The sequence below is a fragment of the Pseudomonas haemolytica genome (genome assembly GCF_009659625.1).
GTDB classification, from domain to species: Bacteria; Pseudomonadota; Gammaproteobacteria; order Pseudomonadales; family Pseudomonadaceae; genus Aquipseudomonas; species Aquipseudomonas haemolytica.
Map to the genome: position 1 here is coordinate 236,653 of NZ_VOIW01000007.1, position 18,473 is coordinate 255,125.

Sequence of the window (18,473 nt, forward strand, 5' to 3'; positions counted from 1 at the left end):
AAAAAATCCTCACCCCGCCGCTGATTGATTCCGGCGAGGTGAGGCGGGTGGATCAGATGTCCCAGATCAGGTTGATCGCAACGTTGCGACCCGGCTGGGTCAGGCGGTCGAGGTTGGCCGGGCCGGTCACCGCCGCTTCGCCGACGCTGTCGTAGCTGCGCACGTCATCCCAGTTCCAGTACTTCTTGTTCGTGAGGTTGTAGAGGCCACCATTGAGGGTGACGTCGTTGGTGACCTTGTAGTAGGCGGTCAGGTCGAGGATGCCGAAGCCTGGGGTCTTGAACGGGCCGTCGGTGCTGCCGTCGGGCGCGTGGAAGGTGCTGCTGTCGACGCGATTCTGCTTCTTCACCAAGGTCCAGCTCAGCAGGCCACCGTAGTTGTCCTGGTCGTAGCCCAGGCCAAACACGCCCTTGAGTGGGTTGACGCTGTTGAGCGGCTGGCCATTGTCGTCGTTGCGGCCGTAGATGTAGGCAATCGAGCCTTGGGTATACAGGCCCTTCGGCGCGCCGAAGGCGTCCAGGTTCAGGCGGCCCTTGGCTTCCGCGCCCTTGATGGTGGCGCGCTTGATGTTGACGGCCTTGAACTGCTCCACGGTGCCGCCGACCACGGCGTTGTCTTCGTCGATAAAGTCACGGTACTTGTTGTAGTACACCGCGATATCGAAGGAACCCTCGTCAAACTTGCCGCGAATCCCGGTTTCGATGCCTTTGCTGGTTTCCGGCTTGAGGTCGGGGTTGGGTTCGACGGTGTAGCCCAGGTTGAGGTTTTCGAAGCGACCGTACAGGGCCTTGGCGGACGGGGTACGGAAGCCCTCGGCGTATTGGCCGAACCAGGTGTAGTTATCGGTCAGAGCATAGGTCAGGCCGAATTTGGGCGTTACGCGGTGCCAGGTTTTGTCTTTGCCGTCGACGGTATATTCGCCGGTCGGGTTGACGGTGCTGAGGAATTCCTCGGTCAGCTTGGGCTTGAGCCGGGTGTAGTCATAACGCACGGCGGGCAGAAAGGTCCATTTGTCCCAGGTGATCTGGTCCTGGGCGAACAGCGAGTAGGTGTTGATGGTCGGGTCGGGGAAGTCGCTGGCCTTCTTCACGCTGTCGCCCGCTTGCGGGCTGGGCGCGCCGATCGCCGTGCAACCGGAGCCCACCGCCAGGCACGAGGCCGAGCCTTCGCGGGAGCCGGTGACTTTCTGCTGCTTGAGGGTGGTGCCATAGGTTACTTGGTGGTCGGTCTCACCGAGGCTGAAAGCCTTGTCCAACTGAGCGTCGAAGACCCACTGTTTTTCTTCGTAAAGGGTGTCGCGGGTGCGCAGGACGCGACGGCCAGCCTGGTAGATTTCGGCGGTGGTCTGGTCGGTCTTGGCGATCTGGTAGTTGAGGCTGGTCTTGATGTGGTCGGCAATCGGCGATTCAAGGGCGAAGGTGTTTTCCAGGCCGAAGCGCTCGCGGGTGATGGTGTCGTTGCCCGAGCGGGCACGGTAGAGGTTCATGCCCCGGCCACCGATGAACGGGCCGCCCACGGCGTTCTTCAGATTGACGTCGCGATCATCCTTGAACTTCTCGTAGGTCAGGCCCAGGCGGTTGTCATCGCCATAGTTCCAGCCCAGCTTGGCCAGTATGTTGGTGGTGCGCGCATCTTCCGGGTTGGCGCCGGTGCGGGCCAGGCCGGTGGCGTTGTTGCCGTCGTAGGATTCGGTTTCATGGCCATTGCGCTGGCTCAGGTGCAGCAAGCCGTCGAAGTCCTGTACACGCCCGGCGAAGGTGCCGGAGGTCAGCCAGCTCTCGTCGGCGGAGCTGTAGCCGGTCTTCAGGCGGGCGCCGACGTCTTTGCCGGGCTTGATGATGTCATCCGGGTCGAGGGTGAAATAACTCACCGCACCGCCAATGGCGCTGCTGCCGTAAAGGGCCGAGGCCGGGCCGCGCAGGATTTCCACGCGCTTGACGATTTCCGGGTCGACGTAGTTGCGGCGGGTCTTGGCGTAGGGGCCGTTGAAGAAGTTGTTGGGCACTTCGACGCCATCCACCTGGGTGAGGACGCGGTCGCCGTCGATACCACGGATGTTGTAGCCCGCGTTACCCGAACGGGTACCGGCGCCGCCGACGGAAACGCCGGGTTCGTAGCGCACCAGTTCACGGATGTTGTTGGTGTTCTGGCGGTCCAGTTCCTGGCGGTCGTGCACGCTGACGGTGCTCGGTACGCTGTTCACATCCTGTTCGTTACGGGTGGCGCTGATGGTCACCTGTTGCAGGTTGAGGGCGCCGCCCGCTGCACGTTTCTCCAGCACGATATTGTTACTGCCCAGTTTGCGGTAGCTCAGGTTGGTCCCCGCCAACAGCCGGTCCAGGGCTTTTTCCGGCGACAACGGGCCACGAACGCCAGGGGACGACACACCCTGGCCCAGCTCAGCCGGCAGGCCGACTTGCCAACCCGTCACCGCAGTAAAAGCGTTGAGTGCCGACACCAGTGGTTGCTGCTCGATGCTGAACGTGTAATTTGCGTGGCTGCGTTGGGCCGGTTCGGCGGCGGCGGCCATGACCGGCGCGCCAGCCAGCAGGATCGCGGCGGTCAGCAAGGACAAAACGGGCGAAGAACACCGGCGGTTGAAACGAGAGGACATCGAGAGCGCTCCGGGGAATACGAATCTTATAGTTGCGAACCGAACCAAATAGGAATCAGTTGCATTGGCTAAGACGAGACGTACCACCGTGCACTATCGAGTAAAAATAATTCTCATTTAGTTCAAGATCACCAACGCTGGGTATTCCGACAGCTTGGCCGAGGTGATGTGGGCCAGGGAGCGCACCACGTCCAGAGGCTGGTCGAGGCGGTAGTTGCCAGTGACGGCGACGCTGGCCAGTTGTTCGTTGTTGTTGACGATCCAGCCCGGGTAATAGCGGCGCAGTTCGGCCAGCACTTCGCTCATCGGGCAGTTTTCGAACACCAGCCGGCCCTGGACCCAGGCCAGATCCTTGCTGGCATCCAGCTTGGCCGGCTGGCCGAAACCCTTGGGGCCGATGCGGATACTTTCGCCGGCACTCAGACGTACGCGGGCATCGTCGAAGGTATTGCTCAGGTCGACATCGCCGCGTTGCACCTGTACCTGGGCTTCGCCATTGAGGTAGCGCACGGCAAAAGCGGTGTCGCGCACGCTGGCGCGCACGGGGCCGGCGTCGATTTCCAGGGGCAGGCCGCGGGTGGGGGCGATTTCGAAAAACGCTTCGCCCTGGTACAGGCGCGCAATGCGCTGGTGGTCCTTGATGCTGCTGGAAAACGCCGAGTTGGTGTTCAGCAGCACCTTGGAGCCATCATCCAGTTGCAGGCGCTGGCGCTCGCCGACGACGGTGAGATGGTCGGCCTGCAGACGCACCGGCAGGTTGCTGAAACTGAACAGGCCAATCAGCAGCACAGCGGCGGTGGCCAGGGGTTTCCAATGCGGTTTTATCCGGCGCCAGCCGCTCGGCTTGCGCGGCGCTGCGAGGGCCACCGCGGCGCTGTGTACCGGCGCACCACCCCAGGCGGCTTGGGCCTTGCTGAAGGCGTGGACGTGTGCCGGGTCCTTGGCCAGCCAGGCGTCGAACTCAGCCTGCTGCCCGGGTTGCGGGCACTGCAAGGCGATCAGCCAATCGAGGGCTTGGTCCATGGCCGTGTCTTGCAACACCTCATGAGCCAGCTCATGGGGGCGCAGTTTATTCGGGTCCGTCACGGTGTTCCTCGGGTCTTCGCCACGTTCTATTCATCATTCCTACAGCTTGGATCGACACCTCTGTGGGGTGAAGCTTAAGGCTGATCCAGCCGTTCGGCCACACCTACACAGATGGCCATGATCAATTTCAGTTCTTTTTGCACGGTGCTCAAGGACACGCCCAATTGATCGGCAATTTCCTGATAGCTGCAACCGTGCAGGCGACTGAGGATGAAAATCCGCTGCTGGCGGGCGCTCAACTGGCCGAGGCTGACACTCAGGTGCTCAAGCAGTTGCTCGGCCTGGGTGGCTTCTTCAGGTGTGCTGACCGGGGCGGCGACGCTTTGCAGGACATCCAGCGGCACATCTTCCTGCAGCGTACGGGCCTGGATCCGACGCGCGCGCAAGTGATCCAGCGCCAGGTTCCGCGCCGTCTGGTAGACAAAAGGCTCAAGGTGGTCGATTGGCCGCTCGCTCAGGGCCCGGGTCACGCGCAGGTAGGTTTCCTGCAACAGGTCCTCGGCAGTGCTGTGGTTATTCACCATCCGCTGCAAGGTGCGTAGCAGAATCACCCGTTGGGTGAGAAAGACTTGGTTGAAGCGAGATTGGCTCACAGTGATACCAGACCGATTTGCAGCGAATGATAATGCTTATCATCAACTGAAATGGCAAGTGGCTATTTCTGTGGGCCAGCGCAGGTGCAAGGAAATGCCCAAACCCCATGTGGGAGCGGGCTTGCTCGCGAATGCGGCGTGTCAGTCAGCGAATAGGCCAGCTGAACCACCGCATTCGCGAGCAAGCCCGCTCCCACACAAGTCCGACTCCCATAAAAGGGTGGGGTTACTCGGCGTTGCACAGCGCCAGGCAGTTATCCAGCATGCGGTTGGAGAAGCCCCACTCGTTGTCGTACCACGCCAGCACTTTGAGCAGCTTGCCGCTGACCTTGGTGTGGTTGGCATCGAAGATCGACGACAGCGGGTTATGGTTGAAGTCACTGGAGACCAGCGGCAGGGTGTTGTAACCGAGGATCTTCGAGTGCTGGCTGGCCTGTTTCAGCAGGGCATTGACTTCATCGGCCGTGGCTTCTTTCTTCAACTGCACGGTGAGGTCCACCAGGGACACGTTGATCACCGGCACGCGCACTGCCATCCCGGTCAGCTTGCCCGCCAGCTCCGGCAGCACCAGGCCAACCGCTTCAGCGGCGCCGGTCTTGCTCGGGATCATGTTCTGGGTAGCCGAGCGCGCGCGGTACGGATCGGTGTGGTAGACGTCGGTGAGGTTCTGGTCATTGGTGTAGGCGTGAATGGTGGTCATCAGGCCACTTTCGATGCCCAGCTCGCGGTGCAGCACCTGGGCCACCGGCGCCAGGCAGTTGGTGGTGCACGACGCATTGGAGATGATCTGGTGGGACTGACGCAAAATGTCATGGTTCACCCCGTAGACCACGGTGGCGTCTGCACCCTTGGCCGGTGCCGAGATGATCACCTTGCGCGCGCCGGCGGTAATATGGGCGGCAGCCTTGTCACGGTCGGTGAACAGACCGGTGCATTCGAACACCACGTCGATCTTGTGCGCAGCCCACGGCAGGTCGGCGGGGTTGCGAATGGCACTGACGGCAATCCGGTCACCATTGACGGTCAGGCTTTCCTGATCGTGGGCAACCTCTGCATCGAAAGTGCCATGTACGGTGTCGTACTTGAGCAGGTGTGCATTGATCGAGCTGTCGCCCAGATCATTGATGGCGACGATCTGCAAATCCTGGCGATAGCCTTGGGTATACAGTGCGCGCAGGACATTACGGCCGATACGGCCAAAACCATTGATTGCGATACGAAGAGTCATTGGAAAGTGCCTGTCGTCGATTTGTTGTAAGAATTACAAGATTATTCGCATAAAAATAGAAAACAAGCCTTTTTAGTGGCAATATTTTGTTCAATCTACAACGAGTGACCTGAATCAACTGGTCCGATGATCCAAACGACCCCCTGCCATCCCATGAGCCGTGGGCGTTTGATCAGCATAGACACTCAGGTCGCCACATCCGTTAGCCTGGAGTTCTATACATGCATCCCCGCGTTCTTGAGGTCACCGAACGGCTTATCGCCCGCAGCCGCGCCACCCGTGAGGCTTACCTTGCGCTCATTCGCGGCGCAGCCAGCGACGGTCCGATGCGCGGCAAGCTGCAATGCGCCAACTTCGCCCACGGCGTGGCCGGTTGCGGCACCGAAGACAAAAACAGCCTGCGCATGATGAATGCCGCTAACGTGGCAATTGTTTCTTCTTATAACGACATGCTCTCGGCGCATCAGCCGTACGAACATTTTCCGGAACAGATCAAGAAAGCCCTGCGCGAAGTCGGCTCGGTTGGCCAGTTCGCCGGCGGCACTCCCGCGATGTGCGACGGTGTGACCCAGGGCGAGCCGGGCATGGAGCTCAGCCTGCTCAGCCGTGAAGTCATCGCCATGTCCACGGCGGTAGCGCTGTCCCACAACATGTTCGACGCCGCGCTGATGCTGGGCATTTGCGACAAGATCGTCCCCGGCCTGATGATGGGCGCGCTGCGCTATGGCCACCTGCCGATGATCTTCGTCCCGGGCGGGCCGATGCCGTCGGGTATCTCCAACAAGCAGAAAGCCGATGTGCGCCAGCGCTATGCAGAAGGCAAGGCCAGCCGCGAAGAGTTGCTGGAATCGGAGATGAAGTCCTACCACAGCCCCGGCACCTGCACCTTCTATGGCACCGCCAACACCAACCAGTTGCTGATGGAAGTGATGGGCCTGCACTTGCCGGGCGCCTCGTTCGTCAACCCGTACACGCCGCTGCGTGATGCGTTGACCCGCGAAGCCGCGCACCAGGTCACGCGGTTGACCAAGGTCAGTGGCAACTTCACGCCTATCGGTGAGATTGTCGACGAGAAGTCCATCGTCAACTCCATCGTTGCCCTCAACGCCACTGGCGGCTCCACCAACCACACCTTGCACATGCCGGCCATCGCCATGTCGGCGGGCATCATCCTGACCTGGCAAGACATGGCCGACCTCTCCGAGGTGGTGCCGACCCTGTCCCACGTGTACCCAAACGGCAAGGCCGACATCAACCATTTCCAGGCGGCGGGCGGCATGTCGTTCCTGATCCGCGAACTGCTCGAAGCCGGCCTGCTCCACGAAGACGTCAACACCGTGGCCGGCAAGGGGCTGAGCCGGTACATCCAGGAGCCGTTCCTGGTGGACGGCGAGCTGGTCTGGCGCGACGGCCCGATTGAAAGCCTCGACGAAACCATCCTGCGGCCGGTGGCTCGTGCGTTCTCGCCGGAAGGCGGCCTGCGCGTGATGGAAGGCAACCTCGGCCGTGGCGTGATGAAAGTCTCGGCCGTGGCGCCGGAGCATCAGGTTGTCGAAGCGCCAGCGGTAGTGTTCCAGGACCAGCAGGACCTGGCCGACGCCTTCAAGGCCGGCCAGCTGGAAAAAGACTTCGTCGCGGTGATGCGCTTCCAGGGCCCACGCTCCAACGGCATGCCGGAATTGCACAAGATGACGCCGTTCCTCGGCGTGTTACAAGACCGTGGTTTCAAAGTGGCGTTGGTGACAGACGGGCGTATGTCCGGCGCGTCGGGTAAGATCCCCGCCGCGATTCACGTCAACCCCGAAGCCCAGAGCGGCGGGCCGCTGGCGCGGGTGCAGGATGGCGATATCATCCGTGTGGATGGCGTTACCGGCACCTTGGAGCTTAAGGTAGACGCCGCAACATTTGCAGCGCGTACGCCTGCCACGGGCCTGTTGGGCAATAACGTGGGCGCCGGTCGCGAGCTGTTTGCATTCATGCGCTTGGCCGCAAGCTCCGCAGAGCAGGGCGCCAGCGCCTTTACCTCTGCCTTGGAGACGCTTAAGTGAAGCTTGCGCTGGTCGGTGATATCGGGGGTACCAACGCCCGTTTTGCGTTATGGCGGGACCAGGAGCTGCATTCGATCCGCGTGCATGCCACGGCGGATCACCAGAGCCCTGAAGAGGCGATCAAGGTCTACCTCAAAGAGGAAGGCCTGGAAATCGGGGACATCGGTGCGGTGTGCCTGTCGGTGGCCGGGCCGGTGAGCGGGGATGAATTTAAATTCACCAACAATCACTGGCGCCTGAGCAAGACTGCTTTTTGCAAGCGCTTGCAAGTGGATGAACTGCTGCTGGTCAATGACTTTTCGGCCATGGCCCTGGGCATGACGCGCCTCAAACCCGATGAGTTCCGCGTGGTCTGCGAAGGCACGCCGGAACCGTTGCGCCCGGCGGTGGTGATCGGCCCGGGCACCGGCCTCGGTGTGGGTACCTTGCTGGATCTGGGCGCTGGCCGTTTTGCGGCCTTGCCGGGGGAGGGCGGGCATGTCGACCTGCCCCTGAGCAGCCCGCGGGAAACCCAGTTATGGCAGCACCTCTACACCGAGATCGGCCATGTCAGCGCCGAAACCGCCTTGAGCGGCGGCGGGTTGCCGCGCCTGTACCGCGCCATTTGTGCAGTCGATGGGCATACGCCGGTGCTGGACAGCCCCGAAGCCATTACCGCAGCGGGCCTGGCCGGCGATCCTATCGCCATCGAAGTGCTGGACCAGTTCAGCATCTGGCTGGGCCGGGTGGCCGGTAACAATGTGCTGACCACGGGTGGGCGCGGTGGTGTGTATATCGTGGGTGGGGTGATTCCGCGGTTTGCCGAGTTCTTTATCAACAGCGGTTTTGCCAAGAGTTTCAGCGATAAGGGCTGCATGAGTGACTACTTCAAAGGTATTCCGGTGTGGTTGGTGACTGCGCCGTATTCCGGGTTGACCGGGGCGGGTGTGGCGTTAGAGCAGGCATTTGCTTAGGCAGTGATGGCCTCATCGGGGGCAAGCCCCCTCCCACATTGGAACGCGTTTCAAATGTGGGAGGGGGCTTGCCCCCGATGAGGCCATCAAGAACACCCCATAACAACAAGGAGGACCCCGTGAGCGTAATCAGTAAATCCATTCTCCTCGTCGACGACGACCAGGAAATCCGCGAATTGCTGCAAACCTACCTCAGTCGCGCCGGCTTCCAGGTGCGTGGTGTGCCGGATGGCGCGGGGTTCCGCCAGGCGATGAACGAGGCGCCGTGCGACCTGGTTATCCTTGATGTAATGCTGCCGGATGAAGACGGCTTCAGCCTTTGCCGCTGGATCCGCCAGCACCCGCGCCAGGCGCAGGTGCCGATCATCATGCTCACCGCCAGTTCCGACGAAGCCGACCGCGTGATTGGCCTTGAGCTGGGCGCCGATGACTATATCGGCAAGCCGTTCAGCCCCCGCGAGTTGCAGGCGCGGATCAAGGCGCTGTTGCGTCGCTGCCAGTTTGGCCAGGAGCGCGGCAGCAGTGGCGATGTGCTGGTGTTCGACGAGTGGCGCCTGGATATGATCAGCCACCGACTGTTCCACGTTGACGGTGAAGAGGTGATCCTCTCCGGCGCCGACTTCGCCTTGCTCAAGTTGTTTCTCGACCACCCGCAACAGATCCTTGACCGCGACACCATCGGCAACGCCACACGTGGGCGTGACCTGATGCCGTTGGACCGCATTGTCGATATGGCCGTCAGCCGCCTGCGCCAACGCTTGCGCGATACCGAAAAACCCCCGAGGCTGATCCGCACCGTGCGTGGCAGCGGTTATCAACTGGCAGCCAGCGTGGTTGCCGGCAATGCCCACTGAGCCTTTAAGCGAGCGCCGCCGGCGCTTCCCGGTGCCCCGTTCACTGCTGGGGCGCATGTTGCTGCTGACGTTACTGGCGGTGCTGTTCGCCCAGGCGCTGTCCAGCGTGATCTGGGTTTCGCAATTGCGCGCCACCCAGCTCGAGGGCCTGGTCACCAGCGCCCGCAGCCTGGCGCATTCGATGACTGCCAGCGTGAGTTACTTTCGTTCGCTGCCGGTGGCCTATCGGCCGTTGGTCCTCGACCAGTTGCGCAGCATGGGCGGCACCCGTTTTGTCGTGACCCTCAATGATCGCCCGCTGGACATGCAGGTATTACCTGAAACCCCGCGCAAACAGGCGGTACTGGTCGCGGTGGACGAAGTGCTGCGCCAGACCCTGGGTGCCGACGTGCATATCTCGGTGGAGTTCGTCAGCGCCGAAGACCTGCGCATCTTCAATGCCGGGCTCAAGCTCGACGAGCTGCCACGCTCCTGGGCCCATTACGCGTTAACCCTGGAGCCGGTGAACCCACCGGTATTGGTCACCCAGATTCAACTCGCCCCCGGCGAATGGCTGTACATCGCCTCGCTGTTGCCCGAACCCTATACCAGCCTTGAAGAACAAGGCCTGCCGTCCCAACAGGTGTGGTTTATCGTGCTGACCAGCGGCTTCCTGCTGTTGTTCATCGGCCTGCTGGTGCACTGGCAAAGCCGGCCACTCAAGCGCCTGGCACGGGCAGCGCGGGATATGTCCCTGGGCGCCGATGTAGAACCGGTGGCCGAAGGCGGTGGCAGTGAAGTGGTGGAAGTGGGCCGTGCGTTCAATGCCATGCGCGAACGCATCAGCCGTTACCTGACCGAACGCAGCCAATTGTTCAGCGCGATTTCCCACGACCTGCGCACACCGATTACCCGCCTGCGCCTGCGTGTGGAGTTGCTCGAAGACGAGAACCTGCAAGCCAAGTTCGGCCGTGACCTGGATGAGTTGGAACTGCTGGTCAAAGGCGCGCTGCAGTGCGTGAAAGACACTGACATCCACGAGAACATCCAGCCGGTGGATCTCAACCACGTACTCGAATGCCTGGTGGAGCCGTACCTGGCGCCCAACGGCAATGGCCGCGTGACCCTGGATGGCGCGGCGCTGGCGGCTTACCCCGGCAAGCCGCTGGCGCTCAAGCGTTGCATCGGCAACCTGATCGACAACGCCTTGAAGTATGGGCAGAACGCGCATTTACATATCGAAGATGATGGCGCGCAGTTCATCCTGCATGTGGATGACGAAGGCCCCGGCGTACCGGAACAGAGGCTGGAACAGGTGTTCGAGCCGCACTTCCGCCTGGCCGGGCAGCAACAGGGCTACGGCTTGGGATTGGGGATTGCGCGCAACATTGCCCATAGCCATGGGGGCGAGGTGAGTTTGCAGAATTTGCGCGAGGGTGGGTTGCGCGTCACCCTGCAACTGCCCCGCGGTTTAGACTGAACACACGCTGATCAAATGTGGGAGGGGGCTTGCTCCCGATTGCGGTGGTTCAGTTAACAAATCAGTGACTGACATACCGCCATCGGGAGCAAGCCCCCTCCCACATTTTGATCTTCATCCGGTCAGATACTTTGGCGCAGTCGGGCCAAATCTCTTAGGGGCGGCGCGCCAAACAACCGGCTGTACTCCCGGCTGAATTGCGACGGGCTTTCATACCCCACCCTATACCCCGCCGCCGAGGCTTCCAGCCCTTCGGCAATCATCAGCCGACGGGCCTCCTGCAAGCGCAGTTGTTTCTGATATTGCAGCGGGCTCATGGCGGTGATCGCCTTGAAGCGATGGTGCAAGGTCGAGACGCTCAGGTTCACTTCCTTGGCCAGATCGTCGATGCGCAGCGGTTGTTCGTAGTTGCCGTTCAACCACTTGATCGCCTGGCTGACCCGATGGCTCTGGCTGTTGGCCACAGCAATTTCATACAGGCGATAACCCTGTGGGCCACGCAGCAAACGGTAGAGAATTTCCCGGTTGATCAACGGCGCGAGCATGGCGATGTCTTTGGGTGTATCCAGCAGGCGGGTCAGGCGCAGTACCGCGTCGAGCAGTGGGTGGTCGATGCGGTCAACGTACATCCCGCGGGTCGACGGGCGCGAGGGCACGCCCATCGGCCCTGCCTCTGCGATCAGGGCTGTCAGTTGCGCCGGGTCGATGTTGATGCGCACCGACAGGTTGGGGTCTTCGGCGGTGGCATCAATGATCCGCCCGGCCACGGGCATCGCCACCGAAAACACCAGGTAGTTGAGTGGGTCATAGGCAAAGATTTCGTCGGCCAGGCGCACTTCCTTACTGCCGCTGGCGAGGATGCACAGCGCAGGTTCCACCAGCACCGGCATGAAATCCCGTGGCGTGTTGTGGCGGTTCAGGTACAGCGAGGTGATCGCCGTGCCGTAGGAACCGTCTTCCCAGGTATGGCGGTGCACGATACTGGCCAGCTCGGCGCGTTGTTTCTCCATCTCGGCATCGAGGGGAGCGGACTTTGGATTGGGCGACGGCATTGGGCGTCCTCTACACGCTGCTTTGATGGGCTCAGCTTAGTGGCGGCTTTTCAAATAGTGTTACGTCGATTCTGCCTGATCCTTGCCTGATCCTGCGATATGTCGCGAATCAGGCAATCATGCAGGCTGTCATCTCCCTGAAACACTGGGCCTGTGCATGGAATGAATCAGCGATGCCAAACGCCCTCTCTACGTTTTTCGCAGGATTGTGCAATAAGCCTGCAGGAATTGACTAACCGCACCCGCATCCACGTCGTTATCTTTGATCCTGTGGCAACACGCCCCCACAGTGTTTGCCGAGCATCACTTCTCAACGGGAGAGTCGAACATGTCCACCCCCATTCCCGCGAGCCATATGGCCTTTATCCGCGCCCGTAGCGGGTGCAGCACCGAACTCGGTGCACGCTTGAGCAGTTTGATTGAACCGGGTCGCCAGGCCCAGGGTTGCCTGCAATTCTCGTTGCAGCATTCCCAGGTCGATCCCGATGTCTGGCTGGTGTCGGGGTTCTGGAGCAGCGAGCAGGCCATGAGTGCCTACTTCAGCTCTCCGGCCCTGATGATCTTTACCGAGCTGTTGAACGACATGGTGGTCCGCAGCATGGACTTCCAGACCTTCACCGATGCATCCGCCGCACACGCCTACGGCGAGTACCTGCAACTCGCCGGTTGAGGGTTACAATGGCCGACTTTCCATTGGCCAGGACCTGCAACATGGCACGTAGACAATTTGCCCACCACGAAGCCGTTTCCGCCGTAGTACCAGGTGAAGGGGGCTACAGCGCCGCCGTTGCCGTCAAGGCACTGGATGGCATGGGTGCACCGCAGTTTCACAAGATCCTTGATGGGCAGAAGTTCAAGACGGCTTCGGATGCCGATGATGCGGCGACGCTGCAGCTTGAGTGCCTGGTCGATGTGGACGAAGAAGGCCGACTGAGCTGGGCAACTGCTGCGAACTAAACAACACAGATGAGCAAATGTGGGAGGGAGCAAGCCCCCTCCCACATTTTTATTGCATTTCAGTCAGGGTTTTGTGACGCCTGGGCGGTACATCTTGAACAGCGCTTCCGGCCCCAGCTGGAAGTAATCCGCTGGGCCGCCACCGCGCAAAATCGGCTCGGCGGCAGCGGTGTCGTAGATCCCATCCTTTAGCAGCCACTTGGCAATGTGCACCGCCACCACTTCGCCCAGCACCAGCCAGCTCGGTACCAACTGCTGATCGGCGCGTTGCAGCTGGATGATCTGCGTCACCTTGCATTCGAACGACACCGGGCTCTCGCCCACCCGTGGCACACCGACGACTTTCGAGGCCACCGGCGTAAGGCCGGATAACTCGAATTCATTCACCTCAGGCGATACCGCTGCGCAACTCTGGTTCATCTGCTCGGCCAGCGAGCGAGTGGCCAGGTTCCAAACGAATTCGCCGGTCTGTTCGATATTGTTCAGGCTGTCTTTACGCCCGACACTGGAAAAGCCAATGATCGGCGGGATGTAGTTGAACGCGTTGAAGAAGCTGTAGGGCGCCAGGTTCAGACGCCCTTCGCTGTCGTGTGACGAGATCCAGCCAATCGGCCGTGGGCCGACAATCGCGTTGAACGGGTCGTGGGGCAGACCGTGGCCGTTGGCGGGTTCATAGAAGTGGATATCATCGGACATGGGCCGGTCCTGCTTTGAATTTTGGGGGCGGCCATCATATCCAATGTGGGAGCGAGTAAGTCGAATCGTCGCACTGCCGCTCCCACAGTTTTTACCACGTCGGACAGTTAGTCGGTGGTAATCCGCGAATGCTTACGGGTGTCTTTCATGGTCACGTAGACCATCAGCGACACTGCGATACACGCGGTCACGTACCAGTAGTAGCCGGTCTCCATGCCGATGCTCTTGAACCACAGGGCGATGTATTCAGCGGTACCGCCGAAGATCGACACGGTCAGGGCATACGGCAGGCCCACGCCCAGGGCGCGGATTTCTGTGGGGAACAGTTCGGCTTTCACCACGGCGTTGATCGAGGTGTAGCCGCTGACGATGATCAGCGCCGCCATGATCAGGAAGAACGCGCCCCACCAGGTCTGGATGGTGTGCAGTGTGGTGAGGATCGGTACGGTGAACAGGGTGCCGAGGATACCGAAAGCGATCAGGATCGGCCGCCGGCCAATCTTGTCCGACAGCCCGCCGACCAGAGGCTGTATGCACATGAACAGGAACAGCGTGGCCGCCGAGATGGTGGTGGAGTCGGAGATGCTCATGCCGACGGTGTTCACCAGGTATTTCTGCATGTAGGTGGTGTAGGTGTAGAACGCCAGGGTGCCGCCCATGGTCAGGCCGACCACGGTCATCAGTTCCTTGGGGTGGCGCATCAAGGTGCGCATTGCGCTTTCCTTGGCCTTTTCCTTCTTGGTGAACGACTCGGTTTCTTCCATGCCGCGACGCAGATAAAGCGCGACCACTGCGCACAGGGCGCCGATGGCGAACGGAATGCGCCAGCCCCAGGCGTACAGCTGCTCGGTGGTCAGCAATTGTTGCAGCACGATCAGCACCGCCAGCGCGATGAGCTGGCCGGAGATCAGGGTCACGTACTGGAAGCTGGAGTAGAAGCCGCGACGTTCCTTGGTCGCCATCTCGCTGAGGTAAGTGGCGGAGGTGCCGTATTCGCCACCGACCGACAGGCCCTGCAGCAAGCGGGCAAACACCAGCAGGATCGGCGCGCCGATACCAATCATTTCATAGCCTGGGCTCAGGGCAATCAGCAGTGAGCCGAAGCACATCAGGTATACCGAGGCCATCAGGGCTTTTTTACGTCCGACTTTGTCGGCGTACAGCCCCATCAGCCAGCCGCCGATCGGGCGCATCAGGAAGCCTACGGCGAAGATCGCGGCGGTGTTGAGCAATTGGGCGGTGGTGTCGCCTTTGGGGAAAAAGGTCTTGGCGAAGTACAGTGAGAAGGCGGCGTAGACGTACCAGTCGTACCACTCGACCATGTTGCCGACCGATCCGCTGAAGATCGACTTGATCCGGCTGGAGGTGGTGCGTCCCTGCGTTTTTTCTGCCGTCGATCCAAGAGGCAAGGTGTTGGAGTTATCCATTGAAGGATCCTTCATCTAGTTGTTTTTATGGAGCGGCGCGAACGCAGCCTGATTCGGCTATAGCAGGAGCTGTGCCAGGTAGATGAGGGCCCGGAATAGACGGGTTGCAAGATTTTTTTGAGCGGAAATTCGCTGATGGTTTTGAGGTGGTGAGCGGAAATCCGCTTATGGCTGCTGGCCCCTTCGCGAGCAAGCCCGCTCCCACACTTGAATGTATTCACAAATCGAAATGTGGGAGCGGGCTTGCTCGCGAAGACGTCCTTACAATCGCTACATAAGCTAGGTCAGAGAAATGTTTCCCGCACCAACCCATGCCGCTGCATCTTTTCATTAAGCGTGCGGCGCGGCAGTTGCAGCTCGGCCAGCACCGCCTTGATATCGCCTCTATGCCGAGTCAACGCAGCTTTCAGGCAATGCGCCTCAAACGCCTCCTGCTGCGCCGCCAGCGATTGCCCGGCTTCGATCTCTTCCGGTTCCGGCTCGCCCAGCCCCAGCACCTGACGTTCAGCGACGTTGGCCAGTTCGCGTACGTTACCCGGCCAGTCATGGCTGAGCAGGCGCCCCAGCTGCGGCCCACTCAAGGGCTCGACATGGCGGCCCAAACGCTCGGCAGCACTGTGCGCAAAATGTTCATACAGCAACGGGATATCTTCGCGACGCTCACGCAACGGCGGCAAGCGCAGTTGTGCGACGTTCAGGCGATAGGCCAGGTCTTCACGAAATCGCCCGGCGCGAGCCTCTTCCAACAAGTCCGGTTTGGTGGCGGCAATGATGCGCAGATCCACATGAATGCTTTGGTTGGATCCCAACCGCTCCAGCTTCTGTTCCTGCAACACCCGCAGCAATTTGACTTGCTGGGCCAGGGGCATGCTTTCGATTTCATCCAGGAACAGCGTGCCACCGTGGGCGTATTCCAATTTGCCGATGCGCTTGCCCTGGGCGCCGGTAAACGCACCGCTTTCGTGGCCGAACAACTCGGCTTCAAATAGCTGCTCGGGGATGGCTGCACAATTGAGCGCCACAAACGGCTTCTTGGCCCGCGGGCCAAAATCATGCAGGCAGCGAGCGACCAGCTCCTTACCGCTGCCGGTCTCGCCACGGATCAACACGTTAACCGGCAAGGTCGCGAGGTCCAGCACCTGGCGGCGCAGGTTCTGCAAACTGCGCGATACCCCCAGCAGGCTGGATTCCAGTTGTGCACGGTGATCGGCCTGTTGGTGAAGGCGGCGGTTTTCCAGGATCAGGCCGCGCTTGTCCAGCGCCCGGCGCAGGCTGTTGAGCAGGGCATCCGGGCTGAAGGGTTTTTCCAGGAAGTCATAGGCACCGTCGCGCATGGCTTCGACGGCCATCGGCACGTCGCCATGGCCAGTGAGCAGAATCACCGGCAAGTCGGCATCCCGCCGCTGTACCTCGGCCAGCAGCTCAAGGCCGCTGAGCCCGGGCATGCGAACGTCGCTCAAAATTACCCCGGGAAAGTCCTTGGGCAGTTGTGCCAGGCACTCTTCGGCGCGGCTGAACAGCTGCACCTCAAACCCCGACAGGCTCAGCCATTGCTCGACGGCCGTGCGAATGCTGGCTTCGTCATCGACCACAATCACTGCGTTCAACATGGCTATGGCGTCTCCAGTGCAATCGGCAAGGTCAGGGTAAATACCGCGCCGTCACCACGGTTACCGGCGCTCAGGCGCCCGCCCAATTCATGCACGATAGCGTAGGACACCGCCAGCCCCAAGCCGAGGCCGTCACCCACCGGTTTGGTGGTGAAGAACGGGTCGAACACGCTGTTCAAGTGTTCTTCGGCGATGCCACCGCCGCTGTCGCTGACGGTCAGTTGCCACAGCTGCTGATCGGCGTGCAGGCGGATTTCCAGGCGCTTGCGTGGTTTGGCGGCCATGGCGTCGAGGGCGTTGCGCAGCAGATTGATCAGCACCTGTTCCAGTCGAATTGCGTCGCCGCGTACCCAGGCCGGGCGTGTCAGGTCCAGCACTACGCCGATGGTTTCATCGCGCAGGCGCGCATCCAGCAGGTGCAGGGATTGGTCGACCACGGTGGCCAGGTCCAGGCGTTCGCGCAGGCCGCTGGGGCTTTTACGTGCAAAAGTCTTGAGGTGGCCGGTGAGCGCGGCCATGCGCGTGAGCATGTCGTCCAGCGGCGTGAGCGCCTTGTAGGCATCGTCCACCCGGCCGTGGTCGAGCAACAGCCGCAGCGTCGCCAATTGCATGCGTTGGGCTGTCAGTGGTTGGTTGATCTCATGGGCGAGGGCGGCGGACATCTGCCCCAGTGCCGCCAGCTTGGCCGACTGCACCAGGCCATCCTGGGCGGTGCGCAGCGCCTGGGTACGCTCTTCCACAAGCTGTTCCAACTCTTCGCGGCTGCGCTGACGCAAGCGGGCCAGGCGCCAGCGTTGGCTGAGAAACAGCACCAGGAACACCAGCGCCAGCCAGGAACCGGCAGCCGCCAGGCCGGCATTGCGTTGGTCTTCAAAGGCGAACTGGGGTTTGCGCAGCAGATGCAGGGTCCAGCCTTCGGCCTTGAGTGGCAGGGATTCCCAGATGTAATTAGCGTTGCCATCGGGGCCGTTGACCCGCACCAGAAGGCTGTTTTCGTCGAAGTGCTGGAGGGTGTTGGTTTCCAGCGGTTGCAGCTGTTTCTTGTCGTATTGACGGGTGGCCTTGAGTTCAGCCAGGTCGCTCTCTGACAGCGGCCGCAGGTTGCGATAACGCCAGCCTGGCTGGTTGGCAATAAACACAATGCCGCGCGCATCGCTGACCAGCAGCAAGTCATTACCCTGGGCCCATTCGCGTTCCAGTTCTGGGAATTCCAGCTTGACCACCATGGCGCCGAGGAACTGTTCGTGTTCATCGACCACCGCGCTGGAGAGGAAGTAACCCGGAATGCCAGTGGTCACCCCCACCGCATAAAAGCGCCCGGTGCCTTGGCTGAGGGTCTGGCTGAAGTACGGTCGAAACGCGTAGTTGTGCCCCACATAACTGCTGGGCAGGTTCCAGTTGCTGGCGGCCACTGCCAGGCCGGTGCGGTCCATCAGTTCCAGGGTCGAGGACTGGGCGGCGCCGTTGATGCGTTCGAGCTTGCGATTGAGCACGTCCTGGGTGGTGCTATCCAGTGGGCCCTTCAAGGCGCGGATCATTTCCGAGTCCAGGGCCAGCACGGCGGGCAGGGCACGGTAGCGTTCGATCAGGGTGTGCAGCGAGTTGGCGTATAACGCCAGCTGTTGATTGGCACGAGCGGCGTCATCCACCAAGGCTTGGCGTTCGGCATGACGCGTGGCCAAGGCAGCGGCCAGCACCGCACCGGCGATGATCAACAGCGAGTAAAAGGTCAGACGCAGAGGGCGAGGGATCACGATCATACGATGATGAACAAGCGCGGTAAGGGGCGAGCACCATACCATGAGCCGGACTGCATTTTGTGGTGTAGGAGCAAGCGCCTTCACCCCAATAAAAAAGGCGACTGGGCCGTGGGGCCGCAGTCGCCTTTATGCGTGT

At 61.1% G+C, this 18,473-nt stretch carries 15 protein-coding genes; 6 read left to right on the forward strand and 9 right to left on the reverse strand.

The features are described from left to right. Positions 1 to 52 precede the first annotated feature (52 nt). The 4 genes from FRT59_RS22795 to gap form a co-directional block, all read right to left on the reverse strand. Positions 53 to 2,614 carry a TonB-dependent receptor gene (locus tag FRT59_RS22795; protein ID WP_153872457.1) on the reverse strand — a complete coding sequence of 854 codons (2,562 nt, stop codon included), beginning with the start codon at positions 2,612 to 2,614 and terminating at the stop codon, positions 53 to 55. Between the two features lie 117 nt (positions 2,615 to 2,731). Next, positions 2,732 to 3,700 (reverse strand): FecR family protein, encoded by a 969-nt coding sequence (locus tag FRT59_RS22800; RefSeq protein WP_034115813.1) that lies wholly within the window; start codon positions 3,698 to 3,700, stop codon positions 2,732 to 2,734. Between the two features lie 74 nt (positions 3,701 to 3,774). Then, positions 3,775 to 4,293 carry an RNA polymerase sigma factor gene (locus FRT59_RS22805; RefSeq protein ID WP_034115812.1) on the reverse strand — a complete coding sequence of 173 codons (519 nt, stop codon included), beginning with the start codon at positions 4,291 to 4,293 and terminating at the stop codon, positions 3,775 to 3,777. Positions 4,294 to 4,519: 226 nt separating this feature from the next. Then, positions 4,520 to 5,521 (reverse strand): type I glyceraldehyde-3-phosphate dehydrogenase, encoded by a 1,002-nt coding sequence (gene gap / locus FRT59_RS22810; protein WP_005791003.1) that lies wholly within the window; start codon positions 5,519 to 5,521, stop codon positions 4,520 to 4,522. A gap of 221 nt (positions 5,522 to 5,742) precedes the next feature. On the opposite strand from gap, the gene edd reads away from it, so the two are divergent. The 4 genes from edd to FRT59_RS22830 all read left to right on the forward strand — a co-directional run bounded on the left by edd (position 5,743) and on the right by FRT59_RS22830 (position 10,835). Further along, positions 5,743 to 7,569 carry a phosphogluconate dehydratase gene (edd, locus tag FRT59_RS22815; protein WP_153872458.1) on the forward strand — a complete coding sequence of 609 codons (1,827 nt, stop codon included), beginning with the start codon at positions 5,743 to 5,745 and terminating at the stop codon, positions 7,567 to 7,569. Continuing rightward, the gene (locus FRT59_RS22820) at positions 7,566 to 8,522 is read left to right on the forward strand and encodes a glucokinase (RefSeq protein ID WP_034115810.1); all 957 of its coding nucleotides are present in this window, start codon (positions 7,566 to 7,568) and stop codon (positions 8,520 to 8,522) included. The genes edd and FRT59_RS22820 overlap by 4 nt, the downstream gene beginning before the upstream one ends. Before the next feature lie 77 nt (positions 8,523 to 8,599). Beyond that, positions 8,600 to 9,376 (forward strand): response regulator, encoded by a 777-nt coding sequence (locus FRT59_RS22825; protein WP_153872459.1) that lies wholly within the window; start codon positions 8,600 to 8,602, stop codon positions 9,374 to 9,376. After that, positions 9,366 to 10,835, forward strand: coding sequence for an ATP-binding protein (locus FRT59_RS22830; protein WP_034115808.1), 1,470 nt, complete (start codon positions 9,366 to 9,368; stop codon positions 10,833 to 10,835). The genes FRT59_RS22825 and FRT59_RS22830 overlap by 11 nt, the downstream gene beginning before the upstream one ends. Positions 10,836 to 10,957: 122 nt before the next feature. On the opposite strand, the gene FRT59_RS22835 is transcribed toward FRT59_RS22830, so the two are convergent. After that, the gene (locus FRT59_RS22835; RefSeq protein WP_153872460.1) at positions 10,958 to 11,887 is read right to left on the reverse strand and encodes an AraC family transcriptional regulator; all 930 of its coding nucleotides are present in this window, start codon (positions 11,885 to 11,887) and stop codon (positions 10,958 to 10,960) included. Between the two features lie 328 nt (positions 11,888 to 12,215). Here FRT59_RS22835 and FRT59_RS22840 point away from each other — a divergent pair, with 328 nt between their 5' ends. Then, positions 12,216 to 12,557 (forward strand): antibiotic biosynthesis monooxygenase family protein, encoded by a 342-nt coding sequence (locus tag FRT59_RS22840; RefSeq protein ID WP_034115806.1) that lies wholly within the window; start codon positions 12,216 to 12,218, stop codon positions 12,555 to 12,557. Between the two features lie 8 nt (positions 12,558 to 12,565). Next, entirely contained in the window at positions 12,566 to 12,844 is a 279-nt protein-coding gene (locus FRT59_RS22845) for a hypothetical protein (protein ID WP_153872461.1), read from the forward strand. Between the two features lie 63 nt (positions 12,845 to 12,907). On the opposite strand, the gene FRT59_RS22850 is transcribed toward FRT59_RS22845, so the two are convergent. The 4 genes from FRT59_RS22850 to FRT59_RS22865 form a co-directional block, all read right to left on the reverse strand. Further along, complete coding sequence (locus FRT59_RS22850) at positions 12,908 to 13,540, reverse strand: flavin reductase family protein (RefSeq protein ID WP_034115804.1); 633 nt, start codon at positions 13,538 to 13,540, stop codon at positions 12,908 to 12,910. 107 nt (positions 13,541 to 13,647) lie between these two features. Further along, the gene (locus FRT59_RS22855; RefSeq protein WP_034115803.1) at positions 13,648 to 14,967 is read right to left on the reverse strand and encodes an MFS transporter; all 1,320 of its coding nucleotides are present in this window, start codon (positions 14,965 to 14,967) and stop codon (positions 13,648 to 13,650) included. A 284-nt stretch (positions 14,968 to 15,251) separates the two neighbouring features. Further along, a complete protein-coding gene (locus tag FRT59_RS22860; protein WP_153872462.1) occupies positions 15,252 to 16,577 on the reverse strand; it encodes a sigma-54-dependent transcriptional regulator in 1,326 nt (441 codons plus the stop codon). A gap of 2 nt (positions 16,578 to 16,579) precedes the next feature. Next, entirely contained in the window at positions 16,580 to 18,337 is a 1,758-nt protein-coding gene (locus tag FRT59_RS22865; RefSeq protein ID WP_153839094.1) for an ATP-binding protein, read from the reverse strand. Positions 18,338 to 18,473 lie beyond the last annotated feature (136 nt).

What these genes read in the sequence shown, in the direction of transcription:
- FRT59_RS22860 (WP_153872462.1), bottom strand. Translation starts at nt 16,577, where the DNA reads ATGTTGAACGCAGTGATTGTGGTCGATGACGAAGCCAGCATTCGCACG.
- FRT59_RS22865 (WP_153839094.1), bottom strand. Translation starts at nt 18,337, where the DNA reads ATGATCGTGATCCCTCGCCCTCTGCGTCTGACCTTTTACTCGCTGTTG.
- gap (WP_005791003.1), bottom strand. Translation starts at nt 5,521, where the DNA reads ATGACTCTTCGTATCGCAATCAATGGTTTTGGCCGTATCGGCCGTAAT.
- FRT59_RS22845 (WP_153872461.1), top strand. Translation starts at nt 12,566, where the DNA reads ATGGCCGACTTTCCATTGGCCAGGACCTGCAACATGGCACGTAGACAA.
- edd (WP_153872458.1), top strand. Translation starts at nt 5,743, where the DNA reads ATGCATCCCCGCGTTCTTGAGGTCACCGAACGGCTTATCGCCCGCAGC.
- FRT59_RS22855 (WP_034115803.1), bottom strand. Translation starts at nt 14,967, where the DNA reads ATGGATAACTCCAACACCTTGCCTCTTGGATCGACGGCAGAAAAAACG.
- FRT59_RS22835 (WP_153872460.1), bottom strand. Translation starts at nt 11,887, where the DNA reads ATGCCGTCGCCCAATCCAAAGTCCGCTCCCCTCGATGCCGAGATGGAG.
- FRT59_RS22840 (WP_034115806.1), top strand. Translation starts at nt 12,216, where the DNA reads ATGTCCACCCCCATTCCCGCGAGCCATATGGCCTTTATCCGCGCCCGT.
- FRT59_RS22825 (WP_153872459.1), top strand. Translation starts at nt 8,600, where the DNA reads ATGAGGCCATCAAGAACACCCCATAACAACAAGGAGGACCCCGTGAGC.
- FRT59_RS22795 (WP_153872457.1), bottom strand. Translation starts at nt 2,614, where the DNA reads ATGTCCTCTCGTTTCAACCGCCGGTGTTCTTCGCCCGTTTTGTCCTTG.
- FRT59_RS22830 (WP_034115808.1), top strand. Translation starts at nt 9,366, where the DNA reads ATGCCCACTGAGCCTTTAAGCGAGCGCCGCCGGCGCTTCCCGGTGCCC.
- FRT59_RS22850 (WP_034115804.1), bottom strand. Translation starts at nt 13,540, where the DNA reads ATGTCCGATGATATCCACTTCTATGAACCCGCCAACGGCCACGGTCTG.